Consider the following 11,726-nt stretch of genomic DNA (forward strand, 5'->3'; position numbering starts at 1 on the left):
GCGCCGTACTTCAGTACGGACAACAATCCCGCCATCTGAAATTACGACCCTTAACGCTTGGCATGCGGCGAACTACGCTGGGTGTACGAATGCCGCGCGGTTATGCCAGGCCGAGTCGGGCCGTTTTTCGGCGTAGCCGCCAGACGCGGCAGCCGTCTGTGTCGAGGGGTGGCTCATGTCCAGGGAGCAACGCGGGCCGAACGAGAAACTCGGCGCCGTTCTCGCCCTCGCGGGAATCAGCAACGCAGGACTCGCGCGGCGCGTCAACGACCTAGGCGGACAACGCGGGTTGACGCTTCGCTACGACAAGACGTCGGTGGCGCGCTGGGTGTCGAAGGGCATGGTGCCGCAGGGTGCCGCCCCGCACCTCATCGCCGCCGCGATCGGCCAGAAGCTGGGCCGGCCCGTGCCGCTGCACGAGATCGGCCTGGCCGACGCGGACCCTGCGCCCGAGGTCGGTCTCGCGTTCCCGCGCGACGTGCGGGCGGCGGTGAAGTCGGCGACCGAGCTGTACCGGCTGGACCTCGCCGGGCGCCGGGCGGGCGGCGGTGGCATCTGGCAGTCGCTGGCCGGTTCCTTCGCGGTGAGCGCGTACGCGACGCCCGCGTCGAGATGGCTGATAACCCCGGCCGATTCGTCGGTGGCGCGGGAGGCACGCTCCTTCGAGGGGACCGAGGAGAGCGCGCCGCAGAAGGTCGGGCACAGCGACGTGCAGAAGCTGCGGGAGGCCGCGGAGGACGCGCGGCGCTGGGACTCCAAGTACGGGGGCGGCGACTGGCGTTCGTCGATGGTGCCGGAGTGTCTGCGGGTCGAGGCGGCGCCGCTGCTGCTCGGCTCGTACTCGGACGACGTGGGGCGCTCGCTGTTCGGCGCGGCGGCCGAACTGACCCGGCTGGCCGGGTGGATGGCGTTCGACACGGGGCAGCAGGAGGCGGCGCAGCGGTACTACATCCAGGCGCTGCGGCTCGCGCGCGCGGCGGCGGACGTCCCGCTGGGCGGTTACGTACTGGCCTCCATGTCGCTCCAGGCGACCTACCGCGGCTTCGGTGACGAAGGCGTGGACCTGGCGCAGGCGGCCGTGGAGCGGAACCGGGGGCTCGCCACGGCCCGGACCATGAGCTTCTTCCGGCTCGTCGAGGCACGCGCGCACGCCCGCGCAGGTGACGCGCAGGCGGCGGGGGCCGCGCTGCGGGCGGCCGAGGGGTGGCTGGAGCGGGCGCGGGACGGCGACAGCGACCCGTCCTGGCTCGGCTTCTACTCCTACGACCGGTTCGCGGCGGACGCCGCCGAGTGCTACCGGGACCTGAAGGCGCCGCGGCAGGTGCGGCGGTTCACGGAGCAGGCGCTGTCCCGGCCCACCGAGGAGTTCGTGCGGTCGCACGGGTTACGGCTCGTGGTGTCGGCCGTGGCCGAGCTGGAGTCCGGGAACCTGGACGCGGCGTGCGAGCAGGGCACGCGGGCGCTGGAGGTGGCGGGGCGGATCTCGTCGGCGCGGACCACGGAGTACGTCAAGGACCTGCTGCACCGGCTGGAGCCGTACGGGGACGAGCCGCGGGTGGTGGAGCTGCGGGAGCGGGCCCGTCCGCTGCTGATGGCGCCCGCCTAGGCCGTGTCCGCACGGTCCCTGCGTACGCCCGGTTCTCGGCCAGGTCCGCGGAGCATTGTCAGTGGGGTCGGGCAAGATGCAGACGTGGAGGTGAGGCCTGGTGGGGTCGCGTGCGTTTGACGGGGACGTGGTGGTGGTCGGCGGGGGGATCGTCGGGCTGTCCACCGCCTATGCCGTGTCGCGGGCCGCGCCGGGCACCCGGATCGTCGTCCTGGAGAAGGAGCCGGGCCCGGCCAGGCACCAGACGGGGCGGAACAGCGGGGTGATCCACAGCGGGATCTACTACCGCCCCGGTTCGCTCAAGGCGCGGTTCGCGGTGGGCGGCGCCGCCGAGATGGTCAAGTTCTGCGCGGAGTACGGGATCGAGCACGCCGTCACCGGCAAGCTGATCGTCGCGACGGAGCGGGACGAGCTCCCCCGCCTGCACGCCCTCGTCCAGCGCGGCAGGGAGAACGGGATTCCGGTCCGCGAGCTGGGCCCCGCCCAGATCCAGGAGTACGAGCCGGAGGTGCGCGGCCTCGCCGCCATCCACGTCGGCACCACCGGCATCGCCGACTACCGCGCGGTGGCCGAGCGGCTCGCCGAGGAGTCCGGCGCCGAGATCCGGTACGGCGCGGACGTCGTGCAGATCGACCGGCGCCCCGAGCGCGGCGTGGCCGTGCGCACGCGGGCCGGGGACATCGTGCGCGCCAAGGTCCTCGTCAACTGCGCGGGGCTCCAGTGCGACCAGGTGGCCCGGCTCGCGGGCGACGACCCCGAGATGCGGATCGTGCCGTTCCGCGGGGAGTACTTCGAGCTGCGCCGGCCCGACCTGGTGCGCGGCCTCGTCTACCCCGTGCCGGACCCGGCGTTCCCGTTCCTCGGCGTGCACCTGACGCGCGGGATCGACGGCGGTGTGCACGTCGGCCCCAATGCCGTGCCCGCGCTGGCCCGGGAGGGCTACGGATGGGGCGTCGTCCGGCCGAAGGAGCTCGCTGCCACGCTCGCCTGGCCCGGTTCCTGGCGGATAGCCCGCCGCCACTGGCGGTATGGGGCCGGGGAGCTGCGGCGCTCCGCGTCGAAGTCGGCGTTCGCGCAGGCGGTGCGGCGGCTGGTGCCGGCGGTCACCGCGGACGATCTGGTGCCGGCCCCGGCCGGGGTCCGCGCGCAGGCCGTGCTGCGCGACGGGACGCTGGTGGACGACTTCCTGATACGGGAGGGCGCCCGCACGGTGCACGTGCTGAACGCGCCGTCGCCCGCCGCGACCGCCTCCCTGCCGATCGGCCGGGAAGTGGCCCGGCTCGCGCTCGACGCCCTCGGCTCCTGATCGGCGGACCGGCCGACCGGCGAATCGTGGACCGGCAGACCGGCGGATCGGCAGGCCGGCGAATCATGGACCGACAGACCGACAGACCGACAGACCGACGGATCGTGGACCGGTGGACCGGCGGATCGGCAGACCGACGGATCGTGGACCGGCAGCCGGCGGATCGGCAGACCGACGAATCATGGATCGGCAGACCGGCAGGCAGCGGATCGGCAGCCGACGGACCGGCGGATCGGCAGACCGACGGATCGATGGACCGGCGGATCGGCGTGCCGCCCCCGAACCCGTAAAATCGCCCCACTGTGTCTGACTCCGAATCGCCCCAGCACTCCGCCCCGCCCGCGCGCCCGAACGAGCCGCGCTTTCCCGACGGGCCCAAGCCCGACCCCGCCGGGTCGCACTTCGAGCGGCGCATCCGCAGCTTCCAGCCGCGCCGCAGCCGGGTCACCACGTCGCAGGCCGACGCGCTGCAGCGGCTGTGGCCCCGGTGGGGCCTGGACATCGACGGGCAGCGGGTCCTCGACCTGGCCGAGCTGTTCCCCGGCGTCGACCGCGTCGTCCTGGAGATCGGCTTCGGGATGGGCGAGGCGACCGCGCAGATGGCGGCGGACGATCCGTCGACCGGCATCCTCGCCGTCGACGTGCACACGCCGGGCCAGGGCAACCTGCTGGGCCTGGCCGAGCGCAACGGCCTGGACAACGTGCGGGTGGCCAACGGCGACGCGATCATCCTGCTGCGCGCGATGCTCCCGGCCGACAGCCTCGACGGGCTCCGCGTCTACTTCCCCGACCCCTGGCCGAAGAAGCGCCACCACAAGCGGCGGCTGATCCAGCCGGAGTTCCTGTCGCTGGTCGCGGGCCCGCTGAAGCCCGGGGCGCTGGTGCACTGTGCGACGGACTGGGAGGAGTACGCCGAGCAGATGCTCGAGGTGCTCACGGCCCACCCCGACTACGAGAACACGCAGCCGGACGGTGGCTACGCGCCGCGGCCCGGCTTCCGCCCGCTGACCCGGTTCGAGGGACAGGGCCTCGACAAGGGCCACGTGGTGCACGACCTCCTGTTCCGCCGCCGCTGACCGCCGCTGACCGGCACTGACCAGCACTGACCGCCGCTGACCGGCTCCGCCGGAAGCAGTCCGTCCGCGGGCCTGTGGGGGCTGGTCGCGCAGTTCCCCGCGCCCCTGAGGTGCGCACCGCGTGCGGCATCTCCCCGGCAGGGGAAGGCGGCGGCCCGGATGCCCCGTCGCGGTGGGGCCCGTCCCTCGTTAGGGTCAATCCGTGGCCCCGTATCCGACCTACCCGCCTCCTCAGGACGACGCCCTCGGCCCACACCCGAGCGGCGCGGTACCGCATCCGCGCTGGTGGGAGCGGAAGGGCGTACGGGCGACGGGCCTCGCGACCCTGCTCGCGCTGTCCGGCGCGGTGATCGTGGCCCTGGTGCGGGAGCAGACCGGAACGGAGGGTTTCCTGGTCGGGCTCGGCCTCGCCGTGCTGCCCGTGCCGCTGCTCATATCCGCGTTCCGCTGGCTGGACCGGGTACGGCCGGGACCCTGGCGGAACCTGGTGTTCTCCTTCGCCTGGGGCGCCTGCGCCGCGGCCCTGATAGCGATCGTCGCCAACAGCTTCGCGACCCGCTGGATCGAGACCGCCACCGCCGACCCGTCCAGCGCCGACACCCTCGGCGCCACCGTGATCGCACCGATCGTCGAGGAGTCCGCGAAGGCGGCGGCCGTGCTGCTCGTCTTCCTCTTCCGCAGACGCGACTTCAGCGGCATCGTCGACGGCATCGTGATCGCCGGGGTCACCGCGACCGGCTTCGCGTTCACCGAGAACATCCTCTACCTAGGGAACGCCTTCGGCACGGACCAGCTCTCCGGCACCGGCCCCGGGCTCAGCTCGGTGACCGCCGCGACGTTCTTCGTCCGCATCGTCATGTCGCCGTTCGCGCACCCGCTGTTCACGGTGCTCACCGGCATCGGCTTCGGCATCGCCGCCCTCACCGCCCCCGATCGCGGCCGCGCCCGGCGGATGCTGCTGCCCGCCGCGGGGCTGCTGGCCGCGATGGGCATGCACGCCTTCTGGAACGGCTCGTCGTCGCTCGGCGAGTACGGCTTCTTCGCGGTGTACGCGGCGTTCATGGTGCCGGTGTTCGGGCTCGTCACCTGGCTCGCCGTGTTCGTGCGCCAGCGGGAACTGCGCACCGTACGGCAGGAGTTGCCCGCTTATGTCGCCGCGGGCTGGCTGGCGACGCCCGAGCCGTTCGCGCTCGGTTCGCTCAAGGCCCGGCGTCTGGCGCGGGAGTTCGCCGCGCACTACGGCGGCCGGCCGGCGGCGGAGGCGGTCGTCGCGTACGAGTCGTACGCGACGTCGCTCGCGCTGCTGCGCCACCGCGGCCGCAAGGGCCGGGCGGGCGCCGACTTCGTCGCACGGGAGAGGGAGCTGCTTGAGGCGCTGTGGGAGCGGCGCGGCTACGCGCGGGCCGCGCTCGCGTACGGCTCCCAGGTGGCGGCGCCGGTCTGGCTGCCGCCGGTGTACGCGGGCCCGCCGGTGAACCGGGCGCCCGCGTACAACCCCTATCTCCGCTGACGCGGGACCGTCAGGCGGAGGCCGCCGTGAGCCGGCCGACCTCGGCGTCCGTCAGCGCCAGGTCGGCGACCGCGAGCAGCGCCGGCAGCTGCTCGACCGTGCGCGCCGAGGCGATCGGCGCGGTCACGGTGGGCTGCGCGGCGAGCCAGGCCAGGGCGACGGTGGCGATCTCGGCGCCGCGCTCCTGGGCGATCTCGTCGAGGACGGTCAGCACGTTCCGGCCGCGCTCGGTCTCCAGGTGCTTGCCCGCGCCGGCGGCCCGCGGGCTGTCGACGGCGGTACCGGGACGGTACTTGCCGGTCAGGAAGCCGGCGGCCAGCGCGTAGTAGGGGACGGCGCCGAGGCCCGCGCGCGAGGCGATGTCCTGGCGGGCGCCCTCGTAGGTGTCGCGCGAGACGAGGTTGTAGTGCGGCTGGAGGGCGACGTAGCGGGCGAGGCCCTCGCGGTCGGAGAGGTCGAGGGACTCCTGGAGCCGCTCCGGCGAGATGTTCGACGCGGCGATGTGCCGCACCTTGCCCGCCCGCACCAGCTCGTCGAGGGCGCCGATGATCTCCTCGACGGGGATCGTCTCGTCGTCGTCGAAGTGCGTGTAGTACAGGTCGATGTGGTCGGTGCCCAGGCGCTTCAGGGAGGCGTCGGCCGCGGCCTTGATGGTGGCGCCGCGCAGGCCCCGGAAGTCGGGGTGGCGGGCGACCTTGGTGGCGATGACGACGTCGTCGCGGTTGCCCCGGGCCTTGACCCACTTGCCGATGATGGTCTCGGACTCGCCGCCGTGGTTGCCCTCGACCCACGCGGAGTACGAGTCGGCGGTGTCGATGAAGTTGCCGCCACCGGCGACGTAGGCGTCGAGCACCGCGAAGGACGTGGCCTCGTCGGCGGTCCAGCCGAAGACGTTGCCGCCCAGCGCGAGCGGGAAGACCTCCAGGTCGGAGGAGCCCAGCTTGCGGAGTGCGGAGGAAGAAGAGGAAGCAGAGGAAGAAGCGGAGGACGTCATGCCCCGATTCAACACCTCTGCGGAACACGGCGTTCAGGGCAGGCAGAACCGGCAGCCCTGGCGTCGGGGGGTTGCCGCCAGGACCGCCGGGGTTCGAGGAGACACCCGGAAGCGGGCAGGACTCAGAGGGTGAGGCCCTTGCCGCGCAGCCACGCGGCCGGGTCGACGCCGGTGGCCTGGCCGCCGGGGTGGACCTCCAGGTGGAGGTGGGCTCCGGTGACGTTGCCGGTGGCGCCCACGCGGCCGATGACGTCGCCGGTGGTGACCTTCTGGCCGACGCTGACGTTCATCGAGGACTGGTGGCAGAACCACAGCTCGGTGCCGTCGTCGAGGGTGAGGACCGTGCGATAGCCGTACGAGCCGGCCCAGCCGGCCTCCGTGACCGTGCCGGAGTGGATGGCGTAGATCGGCGTACCGGTGGAGGCCGCGAAGTCGAGGCCCGTGTGGTAGCCGGAGGACCACATGGAACCGGGCTGGCCGAAGGTGCCGGTGAGCGTGTACGAGGCGACGGGGAGCTTGAAGCTCTTGGCCAGCTTGGCGAGGCGCTCGGCCTCGGCCTTCCGCTTGGCCGCCTCCTCCGCCTTCTTCTTCTCGGCGGCGGCCTTGGCGTCGGCCGCCTCCTTCTTGGCGGCGGCCTCCTCGGCGGCCTTCTTCGCCGCGGCCTCCTCGGCCGCCTGCTGCGCGGCGGCGTCGGCGGCGTCCTGCTGGGTCTCGGCCTGCGCCAGGATGCGGGCCCGCAGGGCCTCGCCGGCGTCCTCCTGCCCGTTGCCCACCGTGGTGAGCGGGGCGGTGGACGGGGCCTGGGCGTCGTCGGAGCCGGAGTCGTCGGATATCAGCGCGCCCACGCCGGGCAGCGACTTGGCCTCGGGCAGCGAGTCCTTGACGGCCGAGAGGTCGGGCATGGAGATGTGGACGGCGGGCTTGCCGCCCTGCGCGGTGGCGATGCCGCCCGCGCCGACGGCGGCGATCACGCCGACGCCGAGAACCGTGGAACTGCGCGCGAGGCCGCCACGCTGCCGGGCCACGCGGTGCTTGCCGCGGACGGGGCGGACGGATTCCTCGGTGGGGTTCCACTCCTCCCAAGTCTCCTGGGCGGTGCCGAACTCGTCGTCATTCGGCGGGTAGGAGAACTCGGGGGCAGGCCGGTTGGACGCCACTGGGGCGCGCTCCTTTCCTTCCTTCTCGCCTACCGGGTTAGCTGACGGGTTCGGAGCAGGAAGGTCTCCTACCGACATCGCGAGCATCAGCGATGTCCGATTCACCCCAAGTTGGTGGTTCCCCGGCTCCCTTGCGGGATTAAGCGCGTGCGCGCGGAGCCGACTCTTGTGACGGCTGGGACGACCGCGCTGCGTTATCGAACGTTAATAGACAGCCGACAGTATTTCCAAGCCGTTCCCACTGATCGTTCACGTCTTTGGCCTGGACTTAACGGGGCACGACCGGGCGGAATCGGGCGAGTTGGCCGCCCGTTCGTCCGCACCGGAGCTTCACCTTTTTCTGACGGTGTATCAATTGTTATGCGCAGGGAGGTCGTTCGGTCACACCTCGTGACAATGATCAAGGGCGTCGAACGGCGAGGAGCGCCATGTCGTCCGTCGCGCCCCCTCCGGTGTGCTCCCGCACCTCGTCGACGAGGGCCGAAAGCAGTGCGTCGGGTCCGGGGAAGATGCGGCCGGTGAGCCGGGCCGCCGGATCGTAGAAGACGCCCTGCTCGTCGCGCGCCTCGGAGAGTCCGTCGGTGTAGAGGAGCAGGGTGGCGGCCGGCGGGAACTCCGCCTCCGTGGCCCGGTCCGGCCAGCTGCCGAGCTCGCTCATGCCGAGCGGCAGCGCCGCCTCGTCGGGGCCGAGCACCCGCACGGTCCCGTCGTCGTGCAGCAGGATCGGGTCGGGGTGCCCGCGGTTGAGCACCCGGACCAGGTCGAGGCCGTGCGGGAGCTCGGCGAGCACGGCCGTGGTGAAGCCCTCGTAGTCGTCGACGCCGCGGCGTCTGGTGCCCTCCCTGGCCAGGGCCCGCTCCAGCCGCTGGGCGACCGCCTCCAGGCTGCCCTCCTGCTCGGCGGCCTCCCGGAACGCGCCGATGACGACGGCCACGGCGGCGACCGCGCCCATGCCCTTGCCACGGACGTCGCCGACCACCAGCCGGACGCCGTGCGGGGTGTCCTGCACCGCGTACAGGTCCCCGCCGATGAACGCGCCGGCCTGCGCCGCCTCGTAGCGCGCCGCGATGGCGAGCCCGCCGATCCGCCCGGCCGGCTCGGGCAGCACGGCGAACTGCGCCGCCTCCGCGATCTGCCGCGCCGAGGCGAGCTGTTCGTCGCCGCGGCGCACGATCCGGTTGATGAAACAGGCCAGCACGCACACCGTCGCCACCGTGACCATCTCGGTGATGACGTCGGGGTGGAAGACGTTCGTGTATCTGAGGTGGACCGCGACGATCGCGGCGATCGACCCGACCCCGGCCAGGATCGTGCTGCCCAGCGAGAAGAACGGGGCGGCCACCAGCGGCGCCGCGCTGAACAGCGGGGACCCGGCGAAGCCGGACGGCGTGAGGTACTCGTACAGGGCCCCGCCCAGGATGAGCAGCACGGGCAGCAGTCGCAGGAAGGCACGGACGCCGACGGTGTCCGCCGTATACCGGTGCCTTCCTCCGCGCCGCTGCCCCACCGCTCGTCTCCTGTCCGCGCCCGGGTTCCCGGCGTCTCACCAAGGGTTCCCGGACCGGGCGCGGGCGGCGACCAGGGCTGCTCCGTACGGGTTACCGGGGGATGGTGCCGCTCAGGGGCGCGGGAAACCGCGCGGCCGGCCACAGCGAACCCGCACCGAGCCGAGAACGCCCGCTCCTACGGCGAGACGGTCCGCGGCCCCGGTGAGGCGAGCCGCCCGGACCGCCCGAGCCCGCGCAGCCCCAGGGCCCCGGCTGCCCCGACGCCGGCCAGCACGAGCCACGGCACCGCGGGCACCCCCCGGCCGGCGTCGAGGAGGAGGCCCGCGCCCAGGTTCCCCACGGTGATCCCCACCCCGCACACCGTGTTGTAGAGCCCGTAGTGCGTGGCGACCCACCGCCCGCCCGCGAGGGAGACGACCGTGTCCATCTCGAACGGGTAGAGCACCGCCGTGGCCGCCGCAAGACCCGCCGCGCACACCAGCAGCCCGGCCACCCCGGTCCACCCGGCGCCCCCGGCCGCGGGCACCAGGAACGCGGCGCCCATCAGCCCGAGCCCGGCGACCAGGCACTGCTCGCGCCGCCACGTCCTGCGGCACAAGTCGGTGATCCGCAGCTGCCCGGCGAGCGCGACGAGCCCCGACACGACGAACAGCGCACTCGTCGCCGCCCGCCCCGCCGTACCGCCGCCGACGAGCCGCTCCACGGCGAGCGGCAGCGCGAGGTAGACCTGGAAGGACAGGACGTACGAGGCGGTCATCGCGAGCGAGAACAGCCAGAAGGAGCCGTTGCCCAGGACCGTCCGCCACTGCCCGCTCTCCCGGTCGGTGCCGGTGCGCCGCCGCACCGGCAGCCGCAGCGTCTGCACCACGGAGAGCACCGCGAACAGCGCCGCCGACACCGCGCACGTCAGCCGGAAGTCCACCCCGGTCAGCGCCAGCCCGACGAGCGGCCCGAGCAGGATGCCCGCCTGGTAGTAGACGTTGAACAGGGCGAACGCCTCGATCCTGCGCTCCTCGCCGGCCTCCGCCGCGACGTACGCCCGGACCGCCGGATTGAACAGCGCCCCCGCGAGCCCGGTCGCGACGGACGCCCCGACGAGCACCGGCAGGGTGTCCGCGAAGGCGAGCGCGCCGAACCCGGCGGTCCGCAGCGCGCACCCGGCGACGATCATCGGCTTGAACCCGAGCCGGTCCGCCAGCGCGCCGCCGACCAGGAACATGCCCTGCTGCGACAGGTTCCGCACACCGAGGACAAGCCCCACCGACCAGGTGGCGAGGGCGAGTTCGCCGGAGAGGTGGGCCGCGAGGTACGGCATCAGCATGTAGAAGCCGAGGTTGATGGTGAACTGGTTGACGTAGAGCAGCCGGACCGCGGGCTCGAACTGCCGTGTCCGGTCGACGAGTCGGGGCGCTTTCAGCAGGAGCATCAGGAGCTGACCCCCACCCGGGCGGCGCACCGGCGGAACGCCCAGGCGGCCACCGGCTCCCCCGGCACGGTCACCGCGCGCGGCGCGTCCGGCACCGGGCCCTCCAGCAGTCCGTGCCGCGCGCAGTACTCGTCGTTGAACACCGTGTCGAAGTACCGCTGCGGACCGTCGGGGAAGACCGCCACGATCCGGGTCCCGGCCGGCCGGGTGCGGGCCAGCCAGTCCGCGACGAGCGCCACCGCGCCCACGCTCCAGCCGCCCGTCGCGAACTGCCGCCCGGCCAGCCGGCGGGCGCTGCGCACGGCCTCCGCCGGGCCGACCCAGTGGATCTCGTCGTACGCCGCGTGGTCGACGTTGCCGGGGTGGATGGACGAACCGAGCCCCCTCATCAGCCGGGGCCCGGCCGGCAGCCCGAAGATCGTGGACGCCACCGAGTCGACGCCCACCAGCTCCAGGGCGCGCATCCCGTGCCGGCCGCGCAGCGCCCGCGCGATCCCGCCCGAGTGGCCGCCGGTCCCCACGGCGCACACCAGCACGTCGAACGTGCCGATCTGCTCGGCGAGTTCGGCCGCGAGCCCCGCGTACGCGGCCGGGTTGTCGGGGTTGTGGTACTGGTCCGGGCACCAGGAGCCGGGGAGCCGCGCCAGCCGGCGGCCCACCTCGTCGACCCGTGCCTGCTGCCACCCGCCGACCGGGCTCGGCTCGCGCACCAGGTGCACCCGGGCGCCGTGCGCGGCGAGCATGCGCTCCACGATGGGTTCGAGGCCGGGGTCGGTGACGACGTGGACGGGGTGCCCGTAGTGCACCCCGGCGAGCGCGAGCCCGAGGCCGAGCGTGCCGGACGTGGACTCGACGATGGCGCCGCCCGGCCGCAACTCACCCCGATTCCTTGCCTGTTCGACCATGTGGAGGGCGGCGCGGTCCTTGATGCCGCCGAAGTTGAAGCCTTCGAGTTTGGCCCAGTAGCCGTCGATGCGGAGCACGGGCGTGTTGCCCACGGCGGCCGGTGCGGCCGCGGGCTGAAGCTTGCCGATCATGTGGTGCGTACGTGCCCTTCGGAGTTCGGGTCGGTGCGGGAGGCGGAGGCACGCACGGGCCTCAGTTCCGGTCGATCCCCAGGGCGATCAGCAGGCGGTGCCCGGC

General features: G+C 73.2%; 9 protein-coding genes and 1 riboswitch. Of the genes, 4 read left to right on the forward strand and 5 right to left on the reverse strand.

Annotation, left to right across the window (positions count from 1 at the left end; all coding sequences use genetic code 11):
• Nucleotides 1-175 precede the first annotated feature (175 nt).
• The 4 genes from RBJ77_RS45430 (at nt 176) to RBJ77_RS45445 (ending at nt 5,498) form a co-directional block, all read left to right on the forward strand.
• Nucleotides 176-1,606, forward strand: a complete 1,431-nt coding sequence (locus tag RBJ77_RS45430; protein ID WP_372350316.1) for an MFS transporter — start codon at nt 176-178, stop codon at nt 1,604-1,606.
• Between the two features lie 100 nt (nt 1,607-1,706).
• A complete protein-coding gene (lhgO, locus tag RBJ77_RS45435) occupies nt 1,707-2,912 on the forward strand; it encodes an L-2-hydroxyglutarate oxidase (RefSeq protein WP_372350317.1) in 1,206 nt (401 codons plus the stop codon).
• Nucleotides 2,913-3,214: 302 nt separating this feature from the next.
• Entirely contained in the window at nt 3,215-3,988 is a 774-nt protein-coding gene (trmB, locus tag RBJ77_RS45440; RefSeq protein WP_372350318.1) for a tRNA (guanosine(46)-N7)-methyltransferase TrmB, read from the forward strand.
• A 202-nt stretch (nt 3,989-4,190) separates the two neighbouring features.
• A complete protein-coding gene (locus tag RBJ77_RS45445) occupies nt 4,191-5,498 on the forward strand; it encodes a PrsW family intramembrane metalloprotease (protein WP_372350319.1) in 1,308 nt (435 codons plus the stop codon).
• A gap of 10 nt (nt 5,499-5,508) precedes the next feature.
• Here the strand turns inward: RBJ77_RS45445 and RBJ77_RS45450 are convergent, their stop codons facing one another.
• The 5 genes from RBJ77_RS45450 to RBJ77_RS45470 all read right to left on the reverse strand — a co-directional run bounded on the left by RBJ77_RS45450 (nt 5,509) and on the right by RBJ77_RS45470 (nt 11,620).
• Nucleotides 5,509-6,492, reverse strand: a complete 984-nt coding sequence (locus RBJ77_RS45450) for an aldo/keto reductase (protein WP_372350320.1) — start codon at nt 6,490-6,492, stop codon at nt 5,509-5,511.
• Nucleotides 6,493-6,614: 122 nt separating this feature from the next.
• Nucleotides 6,615-7,649, reverse strand: coding sequence for a M23 family metallopeptidase (locus tag RBJ77_RS45455; protein WP_372350321.1), 1,035 nt, complete (start codon nt 7,647-7,649; stop codon nt 6,615-6,617).
• An 11-nt stretch (nt 7,650-7,660) separates the two neighbouring features.
• A riboswitch (cyclic di-AMP (ydaO/yuaA leader) is annotated at nt 7,661-7,805 on the reverse strand.
• A gap of 244 nt (nt 7,806-8,049) precedes the next feature.
• Nucleotides 8,050-9,156, reverse strand: a complete 1,107-nt coding sequence (locus RBJ77_RS45460) for a PP2C family protein-serine/threonine phosphatase (RefSeq protein ID WP_372350322.1) — start codon at nt 9,154-9,156, stop codon at nt 8,050-8,052.
• Between the two features lie 176 nt (nt 9,157-9,332).
• A complete protein-coding gene (locus RBJ77_RS45465; protein ID WP_372350323.1) occupies nt 9,333-10,583 on the reverse strand; it encodes an MFS transporter in 1,251 nt (416 codons plus the stop codon).
• Nucleotides 10,583-11,620: a PLP-dependent cysteine synthase family protein gene (locus tag RBJ77_RS45470; RefSeq protein WP_372350324.1), complete on the reverse strand. Its 1,038-nt coding sequence runs from the start codon at nt 11,618-11,620 to the stop codon at nt 10,583-10,585. Before RBJ77_RS45470 ends, RBJ77_RS45465 begins: the two co-directional genes overlap by 1 nt.
• Nucleotides 11,621-11,726: the final 106 nt, after the last annotated feature.

The organism is Streptomyces sp. KL116D, assembly GCF_030766975.1.
GTDB classification, from domain to species: Bacteria; Actinomycetota; Actinomycetes; order Streptomycetales; family Streptomycetaceae; genus Streptomyces; species Streptomyces longispororuber_A.

Coding starts and splice junctions, on each gene's coding strand:
- RBJ77_RS45430 (WP_372350316.1), top strand. CDS start 176: ATGTCCAGGGAGCAACGCGGGCCGAACGAGAAACTCGGCGCCGTTCTC.
- RBJ77_RS45450 (WP_372350320.1), bottom strand. CDS start 6,492: ATGACGTCCTCCGCTTCTTCCTCTGCTTCCTCTTCTTCCTCCGCACTC.
- RBJ77_RS45465 (WP_372350323.1), bottom strand. CDS start 10,583: ATGCTCCTGCTGAAAGCGCCCCGACTCGTCGACCGGACACGGCAGTTC.
- RBJ77_RS45470 (WP_372350324.1), bottom strand. CDS start 11,620: ATGATCGGCAAGCTTCAGCCCGCGGCCGCACCGGCCGCCGTGGGCAAC.